The organism is Methanohalophilus sp. RSK (assembly GCF_003722075.1).
GTDB lineage: Archaea > Halobacteriota > Methanosarcinia > Methanosarcinales > Methanosarcinaceae > Methanohalophilus.
This window is the reverse complement of record NZ_RDSK01000002.1, coordinates 36,775-49,118: the sequence shown is the minus strand read 5'-3', so window position 1 is coordinate 49,118 and position 12,344 is coordinate 36,775. Positions and strand designations below refer to the sequence as shown.

Here is a 12,344-nt window from a genome sequence, read left to right as displayed (position 1 = left end):
GATCAAACTGTATCCCTGTTCCCATTAGATCCGATTAATTTAAGAATTGCACGGTTCCATCCAACAGGGCCTATCCCTTCAACCCTGTTTATATCATCATCCTTAATCGCCGGATCATGTTTACCACCTGGTTTCTGGACAAGAAAAGCCACATCCACCGTCTCTAACATGGGCAGGTCATTCTGGCTATCTCCAAGCCCTACACTAACCACAGAGGGATGAATTTTCCTGTATAATTCAGTCAAGATAGAAACTGCCATTCCTTTGTCATTATCCCCCATCAAATGCCAGTATCTTCCCCCTCTGGTGAAATTCAATCCCTGTGCAAGAATGTGCTCTTTGAGCAGTTCCGTTCCTGCATCGTCTTCCATTTTAAAGGCTTCATCGTATTCCCTGCTTTTGGCAAGGGTTGCTGATTCAATGTCCAGGCCTGTATCCTTACTTACCTCTGCAGCATCCAGGTCACCAAAACCAGTAATTGGAAGAGAGGTACGATCTCGAATAATCGAAAGTACCCTGCGAAGCTCTTCATAGCGGGTTCCAAGTTCAATTATTTCATAATCCCCATTTTCACTTGTGTACTCAAAGTCCACATTGAAATAGCCACGGGGGATGAAAATAGCCCCACCGTTTTCAGAAATAAAAGGATGATGAATATTTAGTTCCTTAACGTAAACCTCTATTTCAGCGCGGGTCTTACTGGTACAGAAAATCAGGGGAATATCCTTTTGATCAATCAATTTTATTGCATCAAGGGCAGCTTCATATGAATAGGTATCATGATCAATCAATGTACCATCAAGATCAGTAAAAATAATATATTCCATTTTTGAACACTCCCACATAGGTATCACATTTAGAGTACCAAGGCCCTGCAAACATATCTGATTGCTATTATTGTCTCTGTAGATTCCATTTGTAAGAAGAAGTATGTGAACTACACCACGCTTAAGCATGGTGCTTCCTGCTTCATTCTTTTTCCTGACGGAAACAAGTCCACAGGCTCTCCCCGTAGTTCCTACGGTGCTTCAAATACCTACTAAATTCTGTTTATTTAAGGCAAACTTTTTAATGTTAACTGCAGCATTGACATCTCTGTCATGGGTTTCACCACAATCAGGACATTGCCATTTACGGTCTGCAAGTGTAATGTTTTTGTTATGATACCCACATACATTGCATATTTTAGAAGATGGCTCAAATTGTCCAATTCTCAATATGCTTTTGCCATACCATTCTGCTTTATATTCCAATTTGGTTACAAAAGAACTCCATGATACATCACTAATGGATTGTGCAAGTTTATGATTTTTCAACATTCCAGATACGTTTAATGTTTCCAGTGCAATCGCTTGGTTTTCGCTAATTAATCTGGAAGTTAATTTATGCTGGAAATCATTTCTCTGATTTGCGATTTTCTCATGAAGCTTTGATATCTCCTGTCTTGCTTTTTCTCTGTTTTTTGAACCTTTTTGTTTTCGTGAGAGACGCTTTTGCAATACTTTCAAACATTTTATTGAATTATTAAGATGCTTGGGATTATCTATTTTTTCGCCGTTAGACATGATGGCAAAATCCTTAATTCCAACATCAATACCAACCGTACTATTTTCATCAAAATCCTGTTTATCAGGCAAATTTTTTTCATTACCTACAAGAATACTAATGAAATATTTACCTGATGGTGTTTTCGATATTGTTGCAGTTTTCAAATAACCTTCAAAACATCTGTGCAACTTTGTTTTTATCCATCCGATTTTTGGAAGTTTCACTTTGTTACCATCAAAATCTACCTCATAATGTTGTGGAACAGAAAATGATTGTACTGGATTTTTCTTCGATTTAAATTTAGGAAAACCCTTTTTCTCACGGAAAAACTTAGTAAACGCATTATCCAGATTAAGAGTAGCTCCACGCAAAGATTGTGAATTAACCTCTTTCAACCATTTCCTATCTTCATACAATGTTGGAATCGTTTTATTTAATGTGAATCTGGATATCGCTTTCCCATCTTGTTCATAAGTTTTAATTTTCTGTTCTAACGCCCAATTATAGATTACCCTCACACATCCGAAATGCTTGCTAAACATTTCTTCTTGCTGTTTTGTAGGATACATTCTATATTTGTAGGCTTTTAACATGTATATTTACTTGTGCATTTGACACTATTTATACTTTGTGCTAAAACAACAAAAAGACGCATTCACCTCCTACATCACGGAAGGAGTCTTCTGCTTATTCAGATAAACAACGACAACGTTTACCAATTACATGGACAAGAAATAATAAGTAGACAGGTCTTACTTCACATGATGCAAAAGCTAATTTCAATATTCAACTCCCATATGAGTATTGCAACAAAAAATAACATCATTGATAAAATCGGGAAAAGACAAACTGAAATTATAATGCCCACTGCAAATCATTTATTAATGAAGATACAAGGAAAATCCAATACAAATGGAAATAAAAAACCATCAACAACAATTATAGATAATGGTTTATGTGAAAGCAAATCACATGTTCTTGCAGAGAAACTGAATACTCTCCTGACAGATGTAAATGGAAAACTGCAAGCTCCGGGACTGTATATCGAAGATATTAAGAGAGACGTAATTGGTGGTTTTGCTTTTATAACAAGAAGCAATAGGTGGATTACCTGCGCAACTGACCTTTTAGGAGTGAAATCTCTCTGGTATTCTACAGAAGATGGCTTTGCGGTTGCATCCGAAAAGAAATATCTTGAAATGACTGGTTACTATAATATTGAAAAAGTTGACCCGCGAAGTACCCTTAGCTATGATACAGAAAAGGGGACATTACATACATACAGCAACTATGAACTGAAACCATCTGTTGAACCTGCAACAAAACAACCCGATGAAATAATAGAACAATTATATGGACTGCTTGGGGATTCTATCAGCAGGTGTCTTCCTCCTTCTAAGATAGGAATTTTGTTTTCAGGAGGTGTGGATTCCACACTTGTAAGTATGTTGTGTAAAAAATATAGCAACCAAACTATCTGTTGCTATGTAGCAGGCCTTGAAAGTGAAATACAAGCACCCGATGTACAGCATGCACAAAAAATAGCAAACGAGCTGGAGTTGCCCCTGAAAGTTATTGAAGTATCTTTTGAGGAGACAGGAGAAATCCTGAAAAAACTCGTTCCCCTGATAGAAACTACAAGTGTACCCATGGTGGGGGTTGCCCTGCCAACTTATATAGCAGCCCGGGCAGCAAAAGAGGATGGAATCAACGTTCTTTTCACGGGTAGCGGGGCAGATGAAATGTTCGGTGGTTATAACAGGCACAAAAAAGCAACTGACCTGAACAATGAATGTCTGAAAGATACACTAAATATCCATCTGGAAGATACTTACAGAGACGGATTGATTGCATCCGAACTGGAGCTGGACTTACGCTCCCCTTTCCTGAACAGAAAAGTTGCAGAATATGCTCTGGGGATCCCTGCTGCCCTTAAACTTAATGAAAAAGGCAATAAGATGATACTGCGCCAGGTGGCTGAAAGGTCCGGAATTCCTGCAGAGTTTGCACTCAGAAATAAAAAGGCTGCCCAGTATGGGAGCAAGTTTGACAGGGCTATCGAAAAACTTGCAAAACGAGCTGGTTATAAAAACAAAACGGATTATCTGAAGAACATGGAAAAAAACTACAAACCCAAACTGGGAGTACTGTTCAGTTCGGGAAAAGATTGTCACTTTGCAATGTACAAAATGGAAAATGCAGGTTATCCGATCAAATGCCTGATCACAGTCAAAAGCCAAAATCCGGATTCCTATATGTTCCATACACCCAACATCAATATGGCATTCCTGCAATCCGAAGCCATGGGAATCCCCCTTCTGGAACAGGAGACAGCAGGGGAAAAGGAAGTTGAGCTTGATGACTTGAAAAAAGCAATCGAGAAGGCAAAGAAAGAGTATGGGATCGAAGGAGTTGTAACCGGTGCCCTGTATTCAACTTACCAGAAAGAGCGAATAGAAGGTATCTGTTCAGAACTCGGAATGAATGCGTATTCACCTCTATGGCATATGGATCAGGAAGAAGAAATGCGCAAATTGCTGGAAGAAAAATTTCATTTTCTATTCAGTAGCATAGCAGCTTATGGTTTAAGCAGCAAGTGGCTGGGTAAGGAAATTACCAAAAATGAGATCGATGAACTGGTAAAACTAAATGATACAATCGGGCTGAATGTCGCCGGAGAAGGAGGAGAATTTGAAAGTTTCGTTCTTGACTGTCCCCTCTACTCCAAAAGAATAGAAATAAAAAAGAGCACTATCATAGATATTGATGAGTATACTGCACGCCTTAATATAGAGGATGCTATACTTGTACAAAAGGACAGGGTACAAAGGGAGTGATTATATGCCTACACCATCAAATGAACCAAAACCGATTAAGAAAAAGGAAGAAGAGCCGGGGGAAACTGCTGAAGAGGAAATCGATGACTGGTGTGAACTTGTAAGCAGTGATGAAGAGGAAACAACAGAAGCTGACCGCGAGATGAAAGAATGGTGCAAGAGCACCACATCCAAAAAGGAAGAAGAGTAATAGTTGACTTCCTTACAAACACATGAGTATAAATATGAAATTACCAGATCACCGTACCAAAATTGTATGCACTATTGGCCCGGCTTCCAGTCCCGAACCTGTACTTCGGCAATTGATACTTAAGGGGATGAATGTAGCCAGGATTAATTTTTCTCATGGTGAGCTGGAAAAACACAGGGAAGTTATTCACAGGATCCGTAGTTTATCAACTGAATTGGGAGTGACTGTGGCCATCCTTGCCGACCTGCCCGGCCCCAGAATAAGGGTTGGACACCTGGAAAACGAACCTTTAACTCTTGAAAAGGGGGATACTGTTTATCTTACCCCTCTGGATATAGAAGGTGGGAAAAACATCATACCGGTAAATTACAAAAGGCTTTATGAGAGTGTTAGCCCGGGAAGCAATGTATTTCTCAATGATGGTTTTATCCAGCTTAGATGTTTGGGTAATACCGATAAAGGGGTAGAATGCAAGGTTGAAATCGGGGGTTATCTCACATCCCACAAAGGAGTAAATCTGCCAGGCTCCCGCATCTTTCTGGATGCTGTTACTGATGGTGACCTGAGATTCATGAAGTTTGCCCTGGAGGAAGGAGTAAACATATTCAGTCTCTCATTTGTAGAAAATGCATCTGATATTCAAAAGTTGCGACAATTTGCCCAGCAGCATGGTGAGTCCATTTATGTCGTGGCAAAAATAGAAAGGGAAGAAGCGGTAAAAAACATAGATGATATTCTTGGCCATACCGATGCTATAATGCTTGCAAGAGGGGATCTGGGAGTGGAAACCCCGATCCAGCAAGTACCGGTTTTGCAAAAAGAGATTATACATAAGGCAAATCTGCGGGGTAAACCTGTCATTACCGCAACACATATGCTTGAATCAATGACAGAAAATATTCGTCCCACACGTGCAGAAGCCACTGATGTGTCCAATGCAATACTTGACGGAACCGATGCCCTGATGTTATCCGGGGAAACGGCAGTCGGAAAATATCCGATTGAAACCGTGTTGATGATGACTGGAATCGCTTCAAGGACCGAAAAATGGAGAAATGAAACTGGCTGGGGAACTGAATTGCTTACAAAGGGCATCGATGAACTTACCATGTCAGTAAGTGATGTTATTGCCCTGCAGGTTTACCAGGCCATCAAACGTTTGAAAGTAGATCACACTGTAACACCCACCATTTCCGGCCAGACTCCGCGCAGGATTTCCCGACTTAAACCCGATTGCTGGATATTCGCTATGAGCAGAAGACAGGAAATATGTGAAACCCTTGCCCTTTCATATGGGGTTTATCCTATATATTCCCCGAATAAAGGTGGCAGCTGGGAACAAACTGCCTCTACATTGCTGAAAGAAAATCAGATAGCATCGATTGGCGATCTCATAGTGTTCACAGAAGGGCAATCTCCCGGTAAGCCGGGAGGTACCAACATGCTGAAAATCTTACAGATTGAATGATTTTAAAGCGTTTGTTCTGCAAGTAACGTAGAGATGTCTTTTATCGCTGGTTTTGGCTCTCCTGAAACACTTTCCAGATGATACTGGCAAAAGGGACAGTAGCTCACAAGTGTGTTGCTTTCCTGAAGATTTTCAAGGGTTAGATTTGCTATTTTACCGGATATTTCCGGGAAATTAGGTTTGACACCGGCAGGTGCACCACAACAAACCGTACCTTCAAACAGTTCTTCTATGGAATAACCCATCGCTGAAATCAATTGTCTGGGAACATCCTTTTCCTTTCTCATGGGACATGCATCCCTCAGAGAGACCGTACCCGTGGTCTTTCGTGGCTGCAATCTGCCTTTACTGACAAGATTACTGAAGAGGTCAAGAGAAAATACCACTTCGAATTCCGGTTTTTTGCCTAATTTTGCATACTCTTTCCCGATAACCTCATAACATCCCGGACATGAGACTACCAGTTTTTTTATTCCCTGTGATTCGATGTAATCCACATATTTACGTGCATGTTCTGCAGCTTCATCCAGATGGCCGTTGTCAATCAGGAAAAGGCCACAGCATTTTTCTTCTTCAAGTAACATGGGCCTGATATCTGCAGCATTCAGTAATTGGATCGTTGAACGTGCAATCTCCGGCTGAGCAAAGGATGCCCAGCAGCCACCCATGTAAGCAATTTCTGCCTTTTCAGCGATTTCCAGATCATTGGTTACCCAGTCAAAACGATGAGCATCATCCATGTGGCCCGGCACATTATTTACCAGAATGTTCTGACAGATCTTTCCGGTTTTCTCCGGTTCCCTGCCCTGCTCTGCGAGAAGTTGTCTCTCCCTCTGTATAATATCCGTTATTGGAATGTCCACGGGACAGACATCATCGCAGGCGCCACAGCGTGTAGAAAGATACACATTGTTCATTTCTTCTTCTGTAAGTTCTTTTCCTGCCTCAATACGGTCAAGCAGGGAAATTTTAGCCCGGGGTGTAAAAGAGTCATTGCCCGTAACTTTTGTAACAGGACATACATCAAGACATTTGTTACATTCGATACATGAATCTGCAAGTTCCTGTAAATTTATCATAAACTACCTCTGAATATTTTCTGCTATAAAATTGTGTTTTCGGATATTAATAAATAAGTAATTAGTTGTACAAAAATAAGAAAAATATCAGCTAATATACATCAGCCAATATCACTGGTGAAAAGGTAGTCATTGTCCTTTGCAGAATTGTGACAGTTAATGCAACCATCCACCTGTCCTTCCGCAAGGACTTCCCCTTCAGGTGAATAGGATGCCCAGAACCAATCATTATGGTCCGGATCATAACCTTCTACCTTATACATCACAACTATGTTGCTGAGTTGCCTGTCGGATGTGTATCCTTCCTTAACAACAATACTTCCCTCGGGCAGGACACCTTCCCTATTCTCAATTGCGATTCTTGCATCCTCTGTTACATAAGTTGTGAGTAATTCCCCATGTGCACCACTACTTTCATAAAATTCCCCGGCACCCGGCCAGAGGTCCCACTGCCTGTAATCGGAATCTTCTGTAATCATGCTATAAACATCAGCACCAGTTACTGATGCCGTGTCTTCCTGGGCAGTTTCGTCACCATTGCCGTAATCTGCACAACCGATAACCAAAAACATGCTCATCAGGATTGCAAGTACAATCATTGTCTTTTTCATATAAAATCCCCCTTAATATCCATTATAAAATAATGTGTCCTGTGGAATGATAAATATGCCGCTTAAATTTTCGCATTTGAGGGGGTCAATATTTATTCCTCAAAGATATCCACAGGTTTCTGATCACAACCTTTCTGGAAATGAAACGTAGTACACCCGGAATAAATCTGTACAGCCGGATACGAAAACTGCCAGAGGCATCTATTTCTAAAATTTCATTATTAAAACAGGGAACAATCTGATAATTGCATTGAAGGCAACTGCGCTTAACTATTCCAAGAGCCGCATGTAAAAACCCACACAGAATGCCTGTATATGCGGGATCATCAAAACCATATCTCATATCAAGAGAAAAAGAGGGAAAATGGATAGCTTTTAAGGTGTCTGATACCAACCTGAAAAGGGGATTTTTGATCTCAAAGAAAATAGAAGAATACGATGACAGATCATTTACAATAGTTGAATTGTTTTTTACCGGACTATCTGTTTTAATTTCATCTTCTTGTTCTTCATTTTTTTTATTGCTTGAAGATTTGATATTTCTGGAGATTCCCAACCAGGTTATTTTCAGGTTTGTTTTGTAACTGTTTTTTTCTAATGTAAAACTGAATGTCACATCAAATGCGACAAAAAAGAATAAAATTGCCACTAACAAAAGCAGCAAAATTACAGAAAAAATAATCATAGGCCACATAGACCCGGATACTTAAATTGCCTGTCTCCTAATGGAAACAGGTTAATCTTTTTCCTCTTTATCTGACTCTTCTTTTACTTCTTCAGGTCTGTCAGAGGCATGCTTTTTCCCTTTCATTTCTTTGAATTTCCCGATTAGTTCCGGAACTGCTTCAATGACCTTATCGATATCGCCTTTGCCGGATACACGCAACAACTTTACGTCTTCTTCAGATATAACAAGAAATGCAACAGGCTCAATTTTTGCACCTGCCCCGCCGCCGCCACCAAAGCCCGATTCGGTTGCACTTTTCTTACCTTCACCACCGCCGCTACCAAAGCCAAAGGATACTTTGCTGATGGGTATGATAGTCTTTCCACCTACTTCCATCGCTTCTCCTACAACGGTTTTTGTGCTTACAAGGCGTTCAAGTTCCCCTGAGACCTCTTTCATTACATCTTCTACTCCCATATTGACACTCCCTAAAATTCGATAGTTTATTGATATTAGAAGATAGGCACTTTTCTTTAAAAAGATATTCCACCATCATCTGGAAATGAGAAAATATAGTTACATACTAAACAGAAGTCTGTGCATGAATACAACGCTTAATTATATAAGCACGTACTTACACACACATAATGTTTCTAAAAGAAACTGGAAATAATTCTTAAAGCCAGATGGATGTGGAACAATGAAAGTTGTAGGTTTTGTAGGAAGCCCACGTAAAGATGGGAATACAGATGTCCTCGTACAGCAAGTCCTTGACGGTGCCTCCGAGAACGGGGCCGATGTCAGGAAATTCAATATCAATGAGATGGATTTCCAGGGTTGTCAGGCATGTGGATACTGTAAAGCCCATGAAAGATGCAAACTTGATGATGATATGGAAAAAGCCCTGGATGCAATTATCGACGCTGATGGTATTGTTTTTGGATCGCCGATATATTTTGGCCAGTTTACCGGACAGGCACGTTCATTCATAGACAGGTTCTACTCTCTGATTAACCCGGATTTCTCTCCGCGTATCGATGCAGGTAAGAAACTTGTATTGGTGGGTTCACAGGGATTCCCTGAAAAGAATCAGTACAAACCGGTATTTGAAGAGTTTGGAAGACTGATGAACCAGTTTTTCGGAATGGAAATCAAGAATACATTGCTTGGTGCCGGATACTACGAGCCAGCAGCAGTGAAAGATAACACTGAATTAATGGACGAGGCAAAAACTGCCGGAAAAGAATTGCTCGACTGATTCCCGAACATTCCTGCCTGTGTATTTTCATATCACAGGCATAAATTTACTTTTTACTTACGGAAAACACCGGTATAATGTGGCCATCTGAAATACTCCCCATGCCTGCCGGAAAGTTCTGCAAGACCTGCTTTTTTCATGTGGTCTACTATTTCTACAGGGGGCATACCATGGTCATGCTTGGTTGGTTCCCTGATGTAGATAAGACCGGTTTCCTTAAGTTTGCCTGCAAGGGAATTTAATATTTCCTGCCTGTCCTTTTCTTCAATGTCATGGAGGACAAAATGAATGATAACAGAATCAAAATAATTATCAGGCAGGTCTGCATCCTCGATCCTTCCACAGACAAACTCAACATTGGAAAAGTCCTTCATCCGTTTTTTTGCTTTCTCCAGCCAGAAAGCAGAGGTGTCAATGCAAACAAGATTGCCACTGTCTGAAAGGGCGTTTGCTATATGCTTTGAAGCCGCGCCTCCTCCGCATCCAAAATCCAGAATGTTTTCATCACCTTTCAACTGCAGACCCTGAATATATTGCTTATAGCGGAAACTTCCCAGACGGTTCCAGAGCACTTCCATTCGCAACTTTTCAAAAAAACCAGGGTTATCAAAGCTCATGCGGTATAATCAATAATCTATTTCATTAGTTTTTCGCCATATTTTACACATTGCAATTTTATTGAATTTGATGCCAGCAACGGTAAAACACATAAGTCTTTATCCCATGTGTATACCCATGCCAGCAAGAATACATGAAATCATGGAATCCGAAAGGCTTGTCATAAGGCCGCTGCAGGCGAAAGATTTTGCTGGTTTTTACAGATTTATCTCAAATGACAAAGCTACAAAATATTTTTTCTTCAGTCAAAAACCTGCATCCTATAAAGATACCCGCAGGTTTTTCCATAAAACGATGGAAAACTACAATGAACCAGATGAGGTCTATGCCTATACTGTCGCAAAAAAGAGCAGTGATGAATTTGTCGGTTCTGTTGGAATGCTGCCTGACCCGGCCAAGGGAGCATAGCAGGTTTACTGGTCCATTTTACCAAAACACTGGAACCGGGGATTTGCAACCGAGGCTATCCAGATCTTCTTGCATCACGCTTGCCGCAAACTGGATTGTAAGCAGTTCATCGCTTTTTCGCATGAGGATAACATTGCTTCCAGAAAAGTTGCTAAAAAAATCGGTATGAAAAATGAAGGACCTACAAATGTAAAAGGGGTTGACCATAAACCCCTGCGCTATACACTGGACAATTGTGAAAATTGAAATTGGGTATTCAATCGACCAATTTCAATCAAAAGAACTGATTAAAAATCGATTCAAAAAAGTTAAGCAGGATTTTATTTTGTAGACAGGTGATTTAGATCGGCGATTAATTTTTTAGTGTCCACATTCTGCTTGTCTGCGATCTGGCATATTTCATCATATAACAGAGTAAGTTCCAATTCGTATTCCGATTCTCCCTTGACTCTGGACCAATAATCCAAAAATATATCCCTCTCAAATTCGACAAAATTACCATCTATTTTTAAGAAAATTGCCAGTGGACTTGTTTCTACAATTTTCCCAACTTTGCCAGTCTCATTATTCTTATAAAACTCCCCATGTTTCATCTTGGTTCATCTCCAATGCCAACCACATATTTGATTTTCTAATTTATTAAGCATAGCGACAGGTTTTGGATTTCAGGCCTTGTAATTTCAATTTTTATGTCCTTGATCTTAACATTAATTACTCACCGACTCTTAACGGTGGCGTGTACATCGACAGAGCCAATATATTATAATTTCAAACAAATTTACTCATCATTTACATAAAAATATAAATGAACTGGTTTGAGATTTACAATTATAAGAAATATAGAAATGCATGAAGTAAATATTTGGCCAGAAAGCGAACCTGGAAAAGGAAGCACTTTCAGTTAGTCAATTCCATTTTGATATCTCTGAATATGTTAATTGTATCCGAAAATCTATGATGGGCAATACATCGTAAAAAAGCAGTTTGGTGGTATGGTGGTGGTACGATATGAAAGCTGCTTTCCATCTTGCCCATCGTAATTAATTATGTAAATTATAATAGTTACCATATGAACGAAGTTATATAATAACCCTATTTTAAAAATATTATAAAAGTAAATTAATCAATAAATTGTTAAGTCTAATCAGTTCAAATAATTAAAAGTGTATATACATAATACTTGATAATTTTTTTAATTTGAATAAAGAAGACCGATAGGGTCTATATATGTTACATATAAATATAAATATTCTTTGTAACATATTCTCAGCTACCGAATTGACTGCAAAATGTGATTGAATGAAAGCCAATTTTATTATTTTTGTGATTATTGTGGCTACAGTAATTATCGTAAGTTCTCATTTATTCATAAATTTTGATAATAATGAAGATTTTGAAGATGAAAGTCCACAAAAAGAACTTAAATATAACTGTAATGAAATCTCAAACTCATTTGATAAAAGCACAATTGCCAATGTTATCAAGGATAGTATGGGAGAGAAAGAATATATTATTCAAAATAACAGATCAAATTCAACAAATAGCAAATCGAACCGGAATATAAATTACCAAATCGTGGGTTTGATCTGTCTTTTATTTATGGCATCTATAGTATTATTTTTCGTATCCTAGTATTCTACAAAACGCTTAATATAGCAGT

The 12,344-nt window shown here is 39.2% G+C and carries 13 protein-coding genes and 1 pseudogene; 6 read left to right on the top strand and 8 right to left on the bottom strand.

Annotated features, from left to right (window positions below; all coding sequences use genetic code 11):
• Positions 1 to 2 precede the first annotated feature (2 nt).
• Together mpgP and tnpB are read right to left on the bottom strand one after the other, a co-directional pair.
• On the bottom strand, positions 3 to 827 hold the full coding sequence (gene mpgP / locus EFE42_RS01900; protein WP_123135687.1) for a mannosyl-3-phosphoglycerate phosphatase: 825 nt from the start codon (positions 825 to 827) through the stop codon (positions 3 to 5).
• A gap of 201 nt (positions 828 to 1,028) precedes the next feature.
• Entirely contained in the window at positions 1,029 to 2,141 is a 1,113-nt protein-coding gene (tnpB, locus tag EFE42_RS01895) for an IS200/IS605 family element RNA-guided endonuclease TnpB (protein ID WP_123135660.1), read from the bottom strand.
• A gap of 291 nt (positions 2,142 to 2,432) precedes the next feature.
• On the opposite strand from tnpB, the gene EFE42_RS01890 reads away from it, so the two are divergent.
• From EFE42_RS01890 to pyk, 3 genes are read left to right on the top strand one after another with little or no spacing between them, the layout of a single operon-like run.
• The gene (locus tag EFE42_RS01890; RefSeq protein ID WP_158599173.1) at positions 2,433 to 4,385 is read left to right on the top strand and encodes a diphthine--ammonia ligase; all 1,953 of its coding nucleotides are present in this window, start codon (positions 2,433 to 2,435) and stop codon (positions 4,383 to 4,385) included.
• 4 nt (positions 4,386 to 4,389) lie between these two features.
• Entirely contained in the window at positions 4,390 to 4,575 is a 186-nt protein-coding gene (locus EFE42_RS01885) for a hypothetical protein (protein ID WP_123135658.1), read from the top strand.
• Positions 4,576 to 4,609: 34 nt separating this feature from the next.
• Positions 4,610 to 6,043, top strand: a complete 1,434-nt coding sequence (gene pyk / locus EFE42_RS01880; RefSeq protein ID WP_123135686.1) for a pyruvate kinase — start codon at positions 4,610 to 4,612, stop codon at positions 6,041 to 6,043.
• Between the two features lie 2 nt (positions 6,044 to 6,045).
• Here the strand turns inward: pyk and EFE42_RS01875 are convergent, their stop codons facing one another.
• From EFE42_RS01875 to EFE42_RS01860, 4 genes are all read right to left on the bottom strand, one after another.
• Positions 6,046 to 7,122 carry a (Fe-S)-binding protein gene (locus tag EFE42_RS01875; protein ID WP_123135657.1) on the bottom strand — a complete coding sequence of 359 codons (1,077 nt, stop codon included), beginning with the start codon at positions 7,120 to 7,122 and terminating at the stop codon, positions 6,046 to 6,048.
• Between the two features lie 101 nt (positions 7,123 to 7,223).
• Positions 7,224 to 7,733 (bottom strand): cytochrome P460 family protein, encoded by a 510-nt coding sequence (locus EFE42_RS01870; protein WP_123135656.1) that lies wholly within the window; start codon positions 7,731 to 7,733, stop codon positions 7,224 to 7,226.
• A gap of 85 nt (positions 7,734 to 7,818) precedes the next feature.
• The gene (locus EFE42_RS01865) at positions 7,819 to 8,382 is read right to left on the bottom strand and encodes a DUF2953 domain-containing protein (protein WP_158599172.1); all 564 of its coding nucleotides are present in this window, start codon (positions 8,380 to 8,382) and stop codon (positions 7,819 to 7,821) included.
• A gap of 87 nt (positions 8,383 to 8,469) precedes the next feature.
• Positions 8,470 to 8,877, bottom strand: a complete 408-nt coding sequence (locus tag EFE42_RS01860) for a GerW family sporulation protein (RefSeq protein WP_123135654.1) — start codon at positions 8,875 to 8,877, stop codon at positions 8,470 to 8,472.
• Positions 8,878 to 9,100: 223 nt separating this feature from the next.
• On the opposite strand from EFE42_RS01860, the gene EFE42_RS01855 reads away from it, so the two are divergent.
• A complete protein-coding gene (locus EFE42_RS01855) occupies positions 9,101 to 9,658 on the top strand; it encodes a flavodoxin family protein (protein ID WP_123135653.1) in 558 nt (185 codons plus the stop codon).
• A 53-nt stretch (positions 9,659 to 9,711) separates the two neighbouring features.
• Here the strand turns inward: EFE42_RS01855 and EFE42_RS01850 are convergent, their stop codons facing one another.
• Positions 9,712 to 10,275 (bottom strand): class I SAM-dependent methyltransferase, encoded by a 564-nt coding sequence (locus EFE42_RS01850; protein ID WP_123135652.1) that lies wholly within the window; start codon positions 10,273 to 10,275, stop codon positions 9,712 to 9,714.
• Positions 10,276 to 10,345: 70 nt separating this feature from the next.
• On the opposite strand from EFE42_RS01850, the pseudogene EFE42_RS10700 reads away from it, so the two are divergent.
• Positions 10,346 to 10,930: pseudogene (locus EFE42_RS10700) on the top strand (GNAT family N-acetyltransferase).
• A gap of 74 nt (positions 10,931 to 11,004) precedes the next feature.
• Here the strand turns inward: EFE42_RS10700 and EFE42_RS01835 are convergent.
• Positions 11,005 to 11,277 carry a hypothetical protein gene (locus EFE42_RS01835; protein ID WP_123135649.1) on the bottom strand — a complete coding sequence of 91 codons (273 nt, stop codon included), beginning with the start codon at positions 11,275 to 11,277 and terminating at the stop codon, positions 11,005 to 11,007.
• A gap of 706 nt (positions 11,278 to 11,983) precedes the next feature.
• On the opposite strand from EFE42_RS01835, the gene EFE42_RS01830 reads away from it, so the two are divergent.
• The gene (locus EFE42_RS01830) at positions 11,984 to 12,316 is read left to right on the top strand and encodes a hypothetical protein (RefSeq protein WP_123135648.1); all 333 of its coding nucleotides are present in this window, start codon (positions 11,984 to 11,986) and stop codon (positions 12,314 to 12,316) included.
• Positions 12,317 to 12,344: the final 28 nt, after the last annotated feature.

Excerpts from the sequence above, each read along its gene's own strand:
- mpgP (WP_123135687.1), bottom strand. The coding sequence starts at position 827 with ATGGAATATATTATTTTTACTGATCTTGATGGTACATTGATTGATCAT.
- tnpB (WP_123135660.1), bottom strand. The coding sequence starts at position 2,141 with ATGTTAAAAGCCTACAAATATAGAATGTATCCTACAAAACAGCAAGAA.
- EFE42_RS01890 (WP_158599173.1), top strand. The coding sequence starts at position 2,433 with ATGAAGATACAAGGAAAATCCAATACAAATGGAAATAAAAAACCATCA.
- EFE42_RS01885 (WP_123135658.1), top strand. The coding sequence starts at position 4,390 with ATGCCTACACCATCAAATGAACCAAAACCGATTAAGAAAAAGGAAGAA.
- pyk (WP_123135686.1), top strand. The coding sequence starts at position 4,610 with ATGAAATTACCAGATCACCGTACCAAAATTGTATGCACTATTGGCCCG.
- EFE42_RS01875 (WP_123135657.1), bottom strand. The coding sequence starts at position 7,122 with ATGATAAATTTACAGGAACTTGCAGATTCATGTATCGAATGTAACAAA.
- EFE42_RS01870 (WP_123135656.1), bottom strand. The coding sequence starts at position 7,733 with ATGAAAAAGACAATGATTGTACTTGCAATCCTGATGAGCATGTTTTTG.
- EFE42_RS01860 (WP_123135654.1), bottom strand. The coding sequence starts at position 8,877 with ATGGGAGTAGAAGATGTAATGAAAGAGGTCTCAGGGGAACTTGAACGC.
- EFE42_RS01855 (WP_123135653.1), top strand. The coding sequence starts at position 9,101 with ATGAAAGTTGTAGGTTTTGTAGGAAGCCCACGTAAAGATGGGAATACA.
- EFE42_RS01850 (WP_123135652.1), bottom strand. The coding sequence starts at position 10,275 with ATGAGCTTTGATAACCCTGGTTTTTTTGAAAAGTTGCGAATGGAAGTG.
- EFE42_RS01835 (WP_123135649.1), bottom strand. The coding sequence starts at position 11,277 with ATGAAACATGGGGAGTTTTATAAGAATAATGAGACTGGCAAAGTTGGG.
- EFE42_RS01830 (WP_123135648.1), top strand. The coding sequence starts at position 11,984 with ATGAAAGCCAATTTTATTATTTTTGTGATTATTGTGGCTACAGTAATT.